This is a genomic window from Mycolicibacterium nivoides, assembly GCF_003855255.1.
Classification (GTDB): Bacteria; Actinomycetota; Actinomycetes; order Mycobacteriales; family Mycobacteriaceae; genus Mycobacterium; species Mycobacterium nivoides.
In genome coordinates this window covers 4,852,955-4,865,654 of record NZ_CP034072.1, presented here as the reverse complement: position 1 = coordinate 4,865,654, position 12,700 = coordinate 4,852,955, and the positions used below count along the sequence as shown (strand labels likewise).

Annotated in this window: 11 protein-coding genes and 1 pseudogene; 5 read left to right on the top strand and 7 right to left on the bottom strand. The window is 67.7% G+C overall.

Annotated elements, in window-relative coordinates:
• Positions 1-8: 8 nt before the first annotated feature.
• Positions 9-290 carry a hypothetical protein gene (locus EH231_RS23735; protein ID WP_090432379.1) on the bottom strand — a complete coding sequence of 94 codons (282 nt, stop codon included), beginning with the start codon at positions 288-290 and terminating at the stop codon, positions 9-11.
• Between the two features lie 292 nt (positions 291-582).
• On the opposite strand from EH231_RS23735, the gene EH231_RS23730 reads away from it, so the two are divergent.
• The gene (locus EH231_RS23730) at positions 583-1,290 is read left to right on the top strand and encodes a DnaE2-dependent mutagenesis accessory factor ImuA' (RefSeq protein ID WP_044516406.1); all 708 of its coding nucleotides are present in this window, start codon (positions 583-585) and stop codon (positions 1,288-1,290) included.
• A 39-nt stretch (positions 1,291-1,329) separates the two neighbouring features.
• A complete protein-coding gene (locus EH231_RS23725) occupies positions 1,330-2,883 on the top strand; it encodes a DNA polymerase Y family protein (protein WP_205262759.1) in 1,554 nt (517 codons plus the stop codon).
• A 17-nt stretch (positions 2,884-2,900) separates the two neighbouring features.
• On the opposite strand, the gene EH231_RS23720 is transcribed toward EH231_RS23725, so the two are convergent.
• Together EH231_RS23720 and EH231_RS23715 are read right to left on the bottom strand one after the other, a co-directional pair.
• The gene (locus EH231_RS23720) at positions 2,901-3,890 is read right to left on the bottom strand and encodes a nucleoside hydrolase (RefSeq protein WP_234927547.1); all 990 of its coding nucleotides are present in this window, start codon (positions 3,888-3,890) and stop codon (positions 2,901-2,903) included.
• Between the two features lie 81 nt (positions 3,891-3,971).
• Positions 3,972-5,999 carry an SDR family oxidoreductase gene (locus tag EH231_RS23715; RefSeq protein WP_124713461.1) on the bottom strand — a complete coding sequence of 676 codons (2,028 nt, stop codon included), beginning with the start codon at positions 5,997-5,999 and terminating at the stop codon, positions 3,972-3,974.
• 69 nt (positions 6,000-6,068) lie between these two features.
• On the opposite strand from EH231_RS23715, the gene EH231_RS23710 reads away from it, so the two are divergent.
• The 3 genes from EH231_RS23710 to EH231_RS23700 all read left to right on the top strand — a co-directional run bounded on the left by EH231_RS23710 (position 6,069) and on the right by EH231_RS23700 (position 9,500).
• Complete coding sequence (locus EH231_RS23710) at positions 6,069-6,938, top strand: MaoC/PaaZ C-terminal domain-containing protein (protein ID WP_090432387.1); 870 nt, start codon at positions 6,069-6,071, stop codon at positions 6,936-6,938.
• Positions 6,939-7,053: 115 nt separating this feature from the next.
• The gene (locus tag EH231_RS23705) at positions 7,054-7,947 is read left to right on the top strand and encodes a universal stress protein (RefSeq protein ID WP_090432895.1); all 894 of its coding nucleotides are present in this window, start codon (positions 7,054-7,056) and stop codon (positions 7,945-7,947) included.
• A complete protein-coding gene (locus tag EH231_RS23700) occupies positions 7,944-9,500 on the top strand; it encodes an APC family permease (protein WP_090432389.1) in 1,557 nt (518 codons plus the stop codon). The genes EH231_RS23705 and EH231_RS23700 overlap by 4 nt, the downstream gene beginning before the upstream one ends.
• 84 nt (positions 9,501-9,584) lie before the next feature.
• On the opposite strand, the gene EH231_RS23695 is transcribed toward EH231_RS23700, so the two are convergent.
• The 4 genes and pseudogenes from EH231_RS23695 to EH231_RS23680 all read right to left on the bottom strand — a co-directional run bounded on the left by EH231_RS23695 (position 9,585) and on the right by EH231_RS23680 (position 12,632).
• The gene (locus EH231_RS23695; protein ID WP_090432391.1) at positions 9,585-10,598 is read right to left on the bottom strand and encodes a hypothetical protein; all 1,014 of its coding nucleotides are present in this window, start codon (positions 10,596-10,598) and stop codon (positions 9,585-9,587) included.
• A 10-nt stretch (positions 10,599-10,608) separates the two neighbouring features.
• Positions 10,609-10,869: pseudogene (locus EH231_RS23690) on the bottom strand (3-hydroxyacyl-CoA dehydrogenase family protein); the annotation flags it as partial.
• Between the two features lie 27 nt (positions 10,870-10,896).
• Positions 10,897-11,799, bottom strand: a complete 903-nt coding sequence (locus EH231_RS23685) for a hypothetical protein (protein ID WP_090432393.1) — start codon at positions 11,797-11,799, stop codon at positions 10,897-10,899.
• A 56-nt stretch (positions 11,800-11,855) separates the two neighbouring features.
• Entirely contained in the window at positions 11,856-12,632 is a 777-nt protein-coding gene (locus tag EH231_RS23680) for an SDR family NAD(P)-dependent oxidoreductase (protein WP_090432395.1), read from the bottom strand.
• Positions 12,633-12,700: the final 68 nt, after the last annotated feature.

Below are 12,700 nucleotides of genomic sequence, written 5' to 3'. Positions count from 1 at the left end.
CCCGTCGCCTAGTTGTCGCCGGGGATCGCGGTCGGGGCCGGGGGTGCCTTCACGCCGGGGGTGAACAGGTTGCCACCGGTGGGGTTGATCGACTTTTCGGTCGGCTCGACCGGCGGCGGCGGGGCGGGAGTGGCCGGCGGGGTGGTTGTGGTCGTCGTCGTAGTGGTCGGCGTGGTGGTCTCGGGACCCTTCTCCTCGGTACCGCACGCCGCGGTGAACGAGATCATCCCGATGACTGCCGCACCGCCTGCGATGACGGTGAGCCGACGAGTCAACTGCCCAGACTTCATGATGCTGTCCTCACTGTCCCCCGTGCTTTACAGAACTTGGCCTTCGGCGAATCGCAATGGATTCCCACTACATGCAACGCAAGTCGTGGCCAGTCCCATCCCGAAGCGGGTTCTGGTGAACGGAACTCTAACTTAAGGCAGGGCCGGTCGCAGAGCCATTCCGACCAGCCCTGCCTTCCGGGGTTGGTGACCGCCCATCGTGGCTTGACGCTGTCGGGGGGTAGGTGTTTACTCGAGCCATCGAACATACATTCGAAAATGATGGTGGACAGATGGTGCGGGAGGTGTTGTTGTGACTGTTGCGGCGGAGCTCGATTTACACCGGCTAACCCGCTCCGAACAGGTAGAACACCTTCGACGCAAGATTGCCTCGGTATCGGGGAAGGTTGGCCAGGCGCATCGCGGCATGCCCCGGGCCGCAGCGGTGATTCCGGCTCGGGAATCTTTGCTGGCGGAGCCTGAAACCCTGGTTGAGACGTTGCCGGAAGGCCTGCCGACGATGCTGCCGCGCGGGTCGGTCGCGGTGGCCGCGGGTGCCCGGTCGCTGTCGCTGGGCATGGTGGCGGCGGTGACGGCCGCGGGTGGGCATGCGGTGATCGTCGGCCAACCCGATGTCGGACTGTTGGCCGCGGTGGAGATGGGCGCCGATCTGAGCCGACTCGCAGTGATCCCCGACCCGGGCGCCGACCCCGTCGAGGTGGCCTCGGTGCTGATGGACGGGATGGATCTGGTGGTGCTCGGGCTGGGCGGACGTTCGGTGCCGCCGAGCCGGGCCCGGGTGATGGTGGCACGGGCCCGGCAGAAAGGCTGCACCCTGCTGATCACCGATGGTGACTGGCAGGGCGCGTCGGCCCGGCTGGAGGCCCGGGTCTCCGGCTATGAGGTGGCCGGCGCCGGCCGGGACACCCCGATGCCCGGGCGCGGCCGGATCAGCCGGGTCCGGCTGGCCATGCGTGCCCGGGGGCGGGGCACCGGATCGGCCTGCGCGGTAGGCGGGTAGCTCGTGCCCGTGGAATCCAGGGTGCTGGCCCTCTGGTGTATGGACTGGCCGGCAGTGGCCGCGGCGACGGCCGCAGGATTGACGTCGACGGTGCCGGTCGCGGTCACCCTGGCCAACCGGGTGATCGCCTGCTCGGCGTCCGCGCGTGCGGCCGGGGTCCGGCGTGGACTGCGGCGCCGCGAGGCGCAGGCCCGGTGCCCGCAACTGCACGTCGTCACCGCCGATCCGGCCAGGGACGCGCGCCATTTCGAGAACGTGACGCTTGCCGTCGACGATCTGGTGCCGCGCGCCGAGGTGCTGCGTCCGGGACTGTTGGTGCTCTCGGTGCGTGGTGCGGCGCGATACTTCGGGTCCGAACCGGTTGCGGCAGAACGACTGATCGATGCCGTCGCAGCGGCGGGGGCCGAATGCCAGGTCGGTATCGCCGATCAACTCTCCACAGCCGTCTTCGCCGCTCGGGCGGGTTGCATCGTCGAACCCGGGAACGACGCCCGGTTTCTCTCCGGGTTGTCGATCCGGCAGTTGGCCACCGAACCGGCCCTGGCGGCTCCCGGCCGCGAGGACTTGGCAGACCTGTTGTGGCGGATGGGGATCCGAACCCTGGGGCAGTTCGCCGAGTTGTCCCGCACCGATGTCGCCTCCCGGTTCGGGGCCGATGCGGTGACGGCGCACCGGTTCGCCTGTGGGGAACCGGACCGGGGCCCCTCCGGGCGGGATCCGGCCACCGAACTCGATGCCGTGATGAACTGTGACCCGCCGATCGAACGGGTGGATGCCGCGGCCTTCGCGGGACGGTCACTGGCCAGTGATCTGCATCGTCATCTGGAGGCGGCCGGGGTGGGCTGTACCCGGTTGGCCATCCATGCCGTCACCGCCAATGGGGAAGAGCTGGAACGGGTCTGGCGGTGTGCCGAACCACTGACCGAGGAGGCCACCGCCGACCGGGTGCGTTGGCAGCTGGACGGCTGGCTGAACCGACGTACCTCTGAGCGGCCCACCGCCCCGGTGACGGTGCTGCGCCTGCGACCGGTGGAGGTGGTCTCGGCCGCGGCGCTGCAGTTGCCGCTGTGGGGCGGGATCGGGGAGGAGGACCGGCTGCGGGCCCGGCGTGCGTTGCTGCGGGTCCAGGGTCTGCTCGGCCAGGAAGCGGTACAGGTGCCGGTGCTCAGCGGCGGCCGCGGGCCCGCCGAACGCATCACCTTCACTCCGTTGGGGGATGAGCCGGTACCGCGAGCCGATCCGCGACAGCCGTGGCCCGGCCAATTGCCCGAACCCTCGCCGACCGTACTGCTCGACGATCCGGTGGAACTTCTTGACGTACAAGGAAACCCGGTTCGGGTCACCAGCCGCGGGTTGTTCTCGGCCGATCCGGCGCAGCTTACCGGCGCCGGCCGCCGTGACGGCCGGCTGCGCTGGTGGGCGGGGCCGTGGCCGGTCGATGAGCGGTGGTGGGATCCGGAGAACCGAGGGGCCGGCCGCACCGCGCGGGTCCAGGTGCTGCTGGGACGCGATGAGAGGGACGGTGGGGGAGATCAGGCTCTGTTGCTGTGTTACCGGCAGCGCCGTTGGTATTTGGAGGGCGCCTATGAATGAGGGCGGGTGCGGGTGGCTCAGCCCAGGCGCTGCGCGAACTCCCCGACCCGGCCGATGAACCGGTCGAAGAATGCCGTCGGGTCGACCTCCGTGCCGACGAGCGCATTGGGAGGGCGGCCCCAATGTCCGCGCCAGTCGGCCACTGTCATGCCGCGGGTCAGGGTGCCCCTCAGCTCGACATCGACCGTGGTTTCCCGGCAATTCACCAACTCCGGGTCCAGTGCGACCGCGGCGGCGAGGGGATCGTGCAGGTGCGCCAGGTATCCGTCGCCGGTGTCGAAGTGGAACTCGAAGTAGAACCGCATGGAGTCCTCGAGCACGCGGATCAACGGATTGTCCGCCGTCGACCGCGTGCCCCGTTCGTCGAGCACGCTCATCGGAGCCGACGGCGATCCGGCCGCGGCCGCCAGCCGGTTCAGCAGCGCGGGCGTCATCGCGATGTTCTCGGTGAGGTTGAGGCCCAGCACGATCGGCACATGTGTCGCGTCGTCGAGACCCCAGGCTGCGGTCCAGCCGCCGAATACCTCGGCGGCGGACTCGGGATCCACACTGATGTTCCACTCCGACACAGGCGTGGTGTTGCCCCGGTAGTCGAAGGCCCCGCCCATGATGACCAGCCGGCGCAGCAGCTTGGGCAGGGTGGGTTCGGCGCGCATGGCCAGGGCCAGGTTGGTCAGGGGGCCGGTGGCCAGCCCGATCAATTCACCCGGGTACGCACGTGCAGCGCGTACCCAGGCCTCGGCGGCATCGTGTGCGGTCAGCAGCCGGTCGGTCTCGGGCAGCTGCGCGTATCCCAGGCCCTGTGGCCCATGGGTGTCCTCGGCGGTGCGCAACGGTGCGCTCAGCGGCTGCTCGGCTCCCTTGGAGACCGGTATCCCCGTCACTCCGCACAGTTCCAGCAGGCCCAGATTGTTGGCGCAGACCTGTTGCACCGGAACATTTCCCGCAGTCGAGGCGATACCGACCAACTCGGCTTCGGGGCTGGCGAGCAGATATGCCAGCGCCATGGCGTCGTCGACACCGGTATCGACATCGGCGAACACAGGCGCGGTGGGAGAGGTCACCACGCCACGATATGACCGGATCGGCTACCAGTGCACCCCGGGCACCAACCGTACTGCCCGCTTGACCGGGCGCGCCACCGCACGCGGGACCCGAATGTTTCGGGTGCCGCGGACCGGGCGCTTCGGGCGTCGTTGTGCCTCACCGCCGTCTGGTCTGTCGGCGCCGTCGCCGTCCAGCCCGCGCGCGGCCGCCGAGTCCGGGTAGCCCAGATACAGCTGATGCAGAACGCGGCGGGACAGTTTCGGGGTCAGGTAGGTACCGAAATCGGCCACGGTGCCCAGTGGAGTGTCGATCCGGGCCGGCTTTTCCACCAGACCGCGCACCACCATGGCCGCGGCGTGCTCGGCGGAGATCGGGGGTACCGGGTTCAGCTTGCGCGACGGTGCGATCATCGGCGTCTTCACCAGCGGCATATGGATGTTGGTGAAGGTGATGTGATCCGAGAGGGTCTCGGTGCCGACCACCTCGGAGAACGCATCCAGCGCGGCCTTGGTCGGTAGGTAGGCGCTGTACTTCGGGCTGTTGGCCTGTACACCGGCGCTGGACACGTTGACCACATGGCCGAACCGGCGTTCGCGCCAGTGCGGCAGCAGCGCCAGCACCATCCGGACCGAGCCGAAGTAGTTGACCGCCATCACCCGCTCGTAGTCGTGCAACCGGTCCGTCGAATTCACCACGGAGCGTCGGATGGACCGGCCGGCGTTGTTCACCAGGTAGTCGACGTGGCCGAATCGGCCGAGGATGTCCTTGACCGTATGTTCGACCGACGCCGAATCGGTGACGTCACAGGTGAATGCATAGGCCTGACCGCCGGCCGCGCGGATCTCGTCGACCAGGTCGTCGAGCGCGTCGCCATTGCGCGCCAGGGCGAAAACGCAGCCGCCGCGTTCGGCGACGGCGACTGCCGAAGCCCGGCCGATGCCGCTGGAAGCGCCGGTGATGATGACGTGCCTGCCGACCAGAGGGCCGGACGGGTCGTCGCGCCGTGCCCGGTCCGGATCGAGGTGCTGGGCCCAGTACCGCCAGAGTTTCGGTGCGTACGAAGAGAATTCGGGGACCGCGATTCCGGTACCGCGCAGCGCGGCGGTGGCGTTGTCCGCGGTGAAGGTCGGCCGCAACTCGACCACGTCGAGCACATCGCCGGGGATACCCAGCTGGGTGGCGACGATGTTGCGCACCGCCTTGACCCGTCCCCGTGCCCGCAACACCGGTGCCGCGGTGGCCCGCGGCAGCGATCCGCGCAGCGGCGGCAGCCCTGCCTCCGCGGCGACCCCGCGGTAGATCTCGCGCAGCCCGGTGGTCTCCGGCGCGGTGAGATGGAACGTCTCACCGTCCTTGCCTTCGACGTGCATCAAATGAACGACCGCTTCAACAACGAAGTCCACCGGGACGACGTTGGTGCGGCCGCTGTCGGGCAGCATCATCGGCGTGAACTTGGGCAGGCCGGCCAGCCGTGCCAGAACGCCGAAGAAGTAGTACGGGCCGTCGACCTTGTCCATCTCACCGGTCTGCGAATCGCCGACCACGACCGCCGGGCGGTACACCCGGTAGCGCAGGCCCGGTGCCGAGCGCACCAGCAGTTCGGCCTCGAACTTGGTCTGGTGATACGGCGTGGGCAGATCCTGTGCGACGTCGAAATCGGCCTCGGTGAACACCCCCCGATGGTTTCCGGCCACCGCGATCGAGGACACGTGGTGCAACGTGGCGTCCAGGCGCCGGGCCAGCTCGATCACCGCACGGGTGCCGTCCACATTGGCGGCCCGTTGCTCGGATTCGCCGACCGTCATGTCGTAGATGGCCGCACAGTGCACGACGTGCGAGATGTCACCCAGCTCGGCGATATCGGTGTCGCTCAAGCCGAGGTCAGCCGCGGTCAGGTCGCCGACCAGCGGTTTCACCCGCTCGTCCCAGTCCTGAGCGAGCCGCTCGAACCGCGTCAGCGACCCACGGCGCACCAGCACCCACACCTCGGCGCCGGGATCGCGGGACAGAATCCGGGTGATCACTCGGCGGCCAATAAACCCGGTACCGCCGGTAACGACATAACGCATGCGAGCCATCGTGGCCCTAGATCGGGCAAACGTCAACAAGGGCGGGCGACTCAACTATCGTCGGCACGCATGCCTCTCAATCCGGACGCCATTGGCGCGACGACCGATCCGATTCCGTTCGCATGGACCGACCGCGACACCCTGCTGTACGCCATCGGCGTCGGCGCGGGCACCGATGACCTTGCCTTCACCACCGAGAACAGCCACGAGATCGAACAGCAGGTGTTACCGACCTATGCGGTGATCGCGTGCTCGGCCTTCCCGGCGGCACTCAAGATCGGCACCTTCAACTTCAGCATGCTGCTGCACGGCTCCCAGGAGATCCGGCTGCACCGGCCGCTGCCCCCGTCCGGCAAGCTGACCGTGGTCTCCGAGGTCGCCGACATCCAGGACAAGGGTGAGGGCAAGAACGCGGTGGTCATGCTCAAGGGCATCGGTTCCGATCCGGCCAGCGGCGAGATCGTCGCGGAAACCCTTACCACCGTGGTGATTCGGGGTGAAGGCGGATTCGGCGGGCAGCCTGGGCAGCGTCCCGTGGCACCGCAGATTCCCGACCGCGAACCCGATGCTCAGGTGGTGCTGCCCACCCGCGAGGACCAGGCGCTGATCTACCGGCTCTCCGGGGACCGCAACCCGCTGCACAGCGATCCGTGGTTCGCGCAGAACCTCGCCGGGTTCCCGAAGCCGATCCTGCACGGGCTGTGCACCTACGGTGTGGCCGGGCGGGCGCTGGTCGCCGAGCTCGGCGGCGGTGACGCCACGAAGGTTCACGCAGTGGCGGCGCGGTTCAGTTCGCCGGTGTTCCCGGGCGAGACGCTGACGACGTCGATCTGGCGTACCGAACCGGGACGGGCCGTGTTCCGAACCGAAGCCAGCGGACCCGACGGTGCCGATGCCCGGCTCGTCCTCGAGGACGGCGCCGCCGAGTATGCCCAGTGATCCAGCCGGTCCGGCAATTTCGTAGAACCCCTGCACGTCGCGTGGTGGGTTGACAGGATCGACCCACTACGGTCGCACGGCGCGGTGCCGGGATGGGTGGTGGCAGATGACGCAGGTGAACCTGGTCGTTGGGTATCTGGCAACTCCCGGTGGCGCCGATGCGTTGGCCTTGGCAGTCCGGTTCGCCCGAACCCTGGACGCCCAGATCAACATCTGCATCGTGCTACCGCCCGACACCGCGCCGCCGGGCACCGTGCCAAAAGGTGGCGGCTACGAGGAAGTACTGGCCGAGCAGGCACAGGGCTGGTTGGACGACGCCCTGGCCTTGGTGCCCGACGACGTTGTGGCGCACCCGCATCTGAGCTTCGATGAGTCATTCGCCGACGGCTTGATCCGCGAAGCGCTGCGGTTGCGGGCGATCGCCATCGTGGTCGGCGGTGCCGGCGGGGGACTTGTCGGCAGCTATTCACTGGGATCGGTGGTCAACGAACTGCTGCACTCCTCGCCCGTGCCGGTCGCGGTGGCGCCGCGGGGAACCCGCGATTCGAAGATCGAGCGGGTGCACGAAATCACCTGCGCCATCGGCCAACGCCAGGGTTCGGATCTGTTGCTCGCCACCGCGGTACGGGCCAGTCGGGCCGCGGACATCCCGCTGCGGCTGGTGTCGCTGGTCGCGCTCGATCCGACCTTCGGCTCGCTTCGCGGCGACGACGAGGCGGTCCGGGCCCATGCCCTCGCGCACGCGGAACGGACGCTGGAGGCCGCCAGAGATGAACTGCCTGCCGACTTTCCGGTGACCTCCACGATCGTGAACGGGCCCAGCGTCGAGGCCGCGGTCGAGCAGCTGGGCTGGGACGAAGGCGACATCATCATGGTCGGATCCAGCCGGCTCAGCGCACCGCGGCGGATCTTCCTCGGTTCCACCGCGGCCAAGATGCTGCGGGTGTTGGACGTGCCCATGGTGGTCGTGCCCCGGGATGAACTGAAAGACGGCGAGGACCACTCATGACCGAGTCCGCATCGGAATCCGCGGCCCATCAGAAGCTTGAGGACGCCGAACACTCCGCGGGGCTGGTGTCCAAGGGGCTGGCCGCGGGCAAGGTCGGCACGTTCTCGGGTGCGATCCTCGGGATCTCGTGTGTGGCACCCGGGTACACACTGACCGCGAGCATCGGGTTGATCGTCGCGGCCGTCGGACTGAAGATGCCGGCGATCTTCATCGCCGGGTTCATCCCGATGTTCCTGACTGCCTACGCCTATCGCGAACTGAACTCGCGTGCTCCCGACTGCGGCGCGTCGTTCACGTGGTCCACCAAGGCATTTGGCCCATACGTCGGCTGGATGTGCGGGTGGGGCATGGTGATGGCCTCGATCATCGTGCTGTCCAACCTCGCCGCCATCGCGGTCGAGTTCTTCTACCTGTTCATCGCCCGGGTCACCAACCACCACTCGATCGCCGAGCTCGCCGACAACAAGGCCATCAACATCCTCACCACGCTGGTGTTCCTGGCCATTGCCACCGCCATTGCCAGTCGCGGTATCACCACCAGTGAACGGGTGCAGTACGTGCTGGTCGGGTTCCAGATGGTGGTACTGCTGGCGTTCGCGGTGATGGCGTTGGTGCATGTGGGTCGAGGCGACGCGCCGGCCGGGCTGTCCTTCGACCTGGACTGGTTCAACCCACTCACCGGACTTACGTTCGGCGTCTTCGCCGTTGGCGTGACCGGGTCGATATTCGCCTTCTGGGGCTGGGACACCTGCCTGACGCTGGGGGAGGAGTCCAAGGACCCGACGAAGGTGCCGGGCCGGGCCGGTCTGTTGTGCGTGCTGTCCATCCTGGCGACGTATCTGCTCATCGCCGTCGCGGTGATGATGTACGCCGGGGTCGGTGAAACCGATCTGGGCCTTGGCAATCCCGACAATGCGGAGAACGTGTTCGCCGCGCTGGCCGACCCGGTGCTGGGCACCTATGCCGGGCCGCTGCTGTTCCTGGCGATCCTGGCTTCGTCGGTGGCGAGCTTGCAGACCACCTTCCTGCCCGCGGCCCGGGCCATGCTGGCGATGGGGGCCTATAAGGCCTTCCCGCCCCGCTTCGCCGAGGTCAGCCCGCGTTATCTGGTGCCCACCTTCGCCACTGTCGTCGCCGGAGTGGTTACCGGGGTGTTCTACACCGTGGTGAGTCTGCTGTCCGAGAGTGCGCTACTGGATACCATTGCCGCCCTTGGCATCATGATCTGCTGGTATTACGGCATCACCGCGTTTGCCTGCGTGTGGTACTTCCGCGGGGAGTTGTTCGCCAACATTCACAACGTGCTGTTCAAGTTCCTGTTCCCGTTGATCGGCGGCCTGGTGCTGGCCTGGGTGTTCGCCCTCGCGATCAAGGAGAGCATGGATCCGGAGAACGGCAGCGGCGCCGCGATCGGCGGTATCGGGCTGGTGTTCTTCATGGGCTTCGGCATCCTGCTGCTCGGCGTCGTGCTCATGTTCGTCTGGCGGTCGGTCAGCCCGGCGTTCTTCAGGGGCGAGACATTGCGGCGCGACACACCGTCGCTCGTGGAGTAGTCCCGCCGTCCAGGCACCGCGAAACCGACGAAATGGCCGTCACCGCAAGGTTTTTACGACCACGGCGTCGGTTTCGCGAGGTGGTCAGCTGCCGGCCGCGCCGCCGATTCCGGAGTTGCCCTTGTTGTGCGCCAGCTCGAACGGATCCAGCAGGTCCCACACCGTTGCAACCGCCTGGACCTTGAGGGCAGCACCCGGCTCTTCCAGGTTGATCAAGTCGGCGACGATGTCGTAGCCGTAGTACAGCGCCGAACCCGGCGGGGTGGTCTTGATCAGCTCCGTGATGATGGTCTGACGTGCATCACGGGCTGCGTCGTCATCGCCGAGCGCTGGGGCCAGGCTGGGCAGAATCTTGCTGATCGGAATCACCGCGTTGACCCACGGCACGATCTGGCTGCCCCGGTAGATCTGCTCGGTGGCTTCCCGGACAAAGGGATCGAGTTGGTCGGGTGACGCGTCGAGCAGTGCCTGCCGCAGATCCATTATTGCCTTGGGGAAATCCTTGGGGTCGGGGTCATCGGCCCGGAAGGGGTTGGGATCCCAGGCCGGGCCATCCGCCGCGGTATCGGCCTGGGTCTGCACGGCGCCGACCTTCGGGGTGGCCAAGGTCTTGCTCTTCGGCTGCGCGACGGATCCGGTCTCCGGCTTGTCCTCCACCACGGGCGCAGGCTTGGGAGCCGCGGCCTGCTTGGGGGTGAACAGGTCCTTGAGCTTGGCGACCTGCTCGGCCTCGAACTCCTTGGCGCTGGGCCTCGGCTTGGCCTTGACCGCCAGCGGCTTGGCGGGCGTTGCGTCCTGGACGGCCTTGGTGAAGTGTGCGGCCGCCTTCTCGATCTTGTCGGCCTGTTTGTCGATGTTGTCCTTGACGCTGTCCTTGAACGTGGACAGGGGCTTGGCCCGCTTGGTGTCGCCGGTCTTGGCCGCGACGCGTTTGGGTCCGGCGTTGACGTGCTGCGATGTGCTGCTGGTCGAGTCCTTGGACGCCTTGTCCGTCGAATCAGCGTGTGCGGTGCCCTGGCCGGCCACGGCGATCGCCGCCCCGACTCCCGCCGCTACCGCGACACCTCCGACGTAGCCGATGTACTTCGTTGACGCCATTGCCGTCCTCTCACAGCCGATCCCCAGCCCACGGGCATCGTAGGGGGTCGACGGCGATCAGGCAGCCCGAAGGCCGATCTACCGGGTACGAGTAGAAGCCCTCACCGGTCTTCACGCCGAGCTTTCCGGCGTCGACGTAGCGGTGCAACAGTTCGCCTGGACCGGCCGGGAGCTGCGGGTTCTCCTCGGCATAGTGGTTCTCGATGTCGAGTACGACGTCCAGCCCCACCTGGTCCATCATCTGGAACGGCCCGACGAGCATGTGCCAGTTCCAGCCAGGTCCGTGAGTGCGGCGCTGTTAGCCGGTGATGCCCGCGATCCCCGAGATCGGCTCATGCAGGTCGACCAGTACGCGGGCTTCGTCTGCGCGCCCTCTGGCCAGGGGTACCACTCGGATCTGGCCGCCCAGGTCGGATACGTAGGCCACACCGGCCGGCTCGTCCACTGCCAGTCCGATGGCCTCACGGAATCCGTCTGCGAGGATCTCCGGTTGAGCGCCCGACTGACTGGGCGGGGGCAGCGGCGCCCGGTTGAGGGTGTTGCCGGCGGGCGGGGCGCCCCGGTCGGTCCAGTACAACCAGCCGCCGACGATCTCCAGGTCGATCGGCTCGGGCAGGTGATCCCACAGCACCTCGATATCCGTCCGGGACTCCGCGGACTCGCCCGCGGGAATTGCCAAGCCGGCCCGCAGGATTCGGCCCCGTCCGCCCTTGGCCGGGCCCTTCTGGGTCCAGTACAGATGCTCGGATGTGACGGCTACGCCGACACACTCCTGCAACCAGCTGTCGTCGCGGGTGTTGACGACGAGGTCGGTCAGGCCGGTGCCGTCGGTTCGCGCGCAGCTCACCCGGCAGCCTTCCCGGTCTCCCCAGTAGAGGGTTCCGGATTGGTCGGTCGTCAGCTGCTTGCCGGTGGTCAATGAGCCGACCGGAACGATGTCACGCGCTTCGCCGCCGTCGATGGGGATGGCGTGAAGGCCCCCGTTGGGGGCCGAATAGTCCAGGCTTGCTTCGCCTTTCGCAGCTGGATCACGGTGGGGCACTCCCATTGTGGTCCAGTAGACGACGCCGTCACTCACCACAACCCCATCGGGCGACGGACCGATGCCCTGCGTATAGAGGGTGGTGGCGGCGCCGTCGGTGATGTCCACCCGGTACACCGACCCCGAGCGGATCCCGAGCGCGATCAGCTCACGGAACACGATTGCCAGGCTACGTGAAGCCGGTGGCAACCAGCCGGATCAGCCGACCGGCTGGTTTACACCCACTTGCCCCCGTCGACACGCAATGTCGCCCCGGTGACGTAGGAGGCGCGGTCGCTCAGCAACCACGCCGCGGCCTCGGCGATTTCGGAGGGCTGTGCCGCGCGCCGCAGCGGGGTGTCGGCGATGAGACTGTCGAGGACGCCCGGACTGGCGTCGTCCCACTCCTGGATCATGTCGGTCAACGTCGGGCCGGGTGCCACTCCGTTGATCCGGATGCCTTCGGGGCCGTAGGTGACCGCGGCCGATTCGGTGAGGCTGTTGACGGCCCGCTTCATGGCGCCGTAGGCCGGCAGCTCCGGGTTGCTGTGAAAGCTGCCGATGCTGGAATTGTTGACGATGGCACCGGTTTTCGCGGTCCTACGGATCGCGGCGACCTCAGCACTCAATGCCAGCCACACCCCTTTGAGGTTGACGCGGTAGACGTGGTCGAAGTCATCCTCGGTCACCTCGTCGAGCGGTCCAGGCGGTTGGATCGTCGCGCCGTTGTTGAAGGCGACGTCGAGACGGCCCCAGAGTTCGTCGGCCCGCTGTACGGCGGCGCGCACGCTGTCGCCGTCGGCCAGATCGCAGTCCACGTACTCGGCGGTGCCGCCGGCCGCCCGGATGTCGTCGGTGACCGTCTTGAGTTGGGTTTCGGTCCTGGCCGCCAGCAGGACGTTCGCACCTTCGGCGGCGAACAGCCGCGCGGCGGCGGCGCCGATGCCGCGTCCCGCGCCGGAGATGAATGCGATCTTGCCGTCCAGCAGGCCGGTCTTCGTCGGAGAAGTCATGCCGACGAGCCTGCGTCGGACCGGAGTTCGAATCCAGGTACCAGCTATACCTGGCTCCTGCCGTGACG

Excerpts from the sequence above, each read along its gene's own strand:
- EH231_RS23735 (WP_090432379.1), bottom strand. The coding sequence starts at position 290 with ATGAAGTCTGGGCAGTTGACTCGTCGGCTCACCGTCATCGCAGGCGGT.
- EH231_RS23725 (WP_205262759.1), top strand. The coding sequence starts at position 1,330 with ATGGACTGGCCGGCAGTGGCCGCGGCGACGGCCGCAGGATTGACGTCG.
- EH231_RS23720 (WP_234927547.1), bottom strand. The coding sequence starts at position 3,890 with ATGGCGCTGGCATATCTGCTCGCCAGCCCCGAAGCCGAGTTGGTCGGT.
- EH231_RS23715 (WP_124713461.1), bottom strand. The coding sequence starts at position 5,999 with ATGCGTTATGTCGTTACCGGCGGTACCGGGTTTATTGGCCGCCGAGTG.
- EH231_RS23710 (WP_090432387.1), top strand. The coding sequence starts at position 6,069 with ATGCCTCTCAATCCGGACGCCATTGGCGCGACGACCGATCCGATTCCG.
- EH231_RS23700 (WP_090432389.1), top strand. The coding sequence starts at position 7,944 with ATGACCGAGTCCGCATCGGAATCCGCGGCCCATCAGAAGCTTGAGGAC.
- EH231_RS23695 (WP_090432391.1), bottom strand. The coding sequence starts at position 10,598 with ATGGCGTCAACGAAGTACATCGGCTACGTCGGAGGTGTCGCGGTAGCG.
- EH231_RS23680 (WP_090432395.1), bottom strand. The coding sequence starts at position 12,632 with ATGACTTCTCCGACGAAGACCGGCCTGCTGGACGGCAAGATCGCATTC.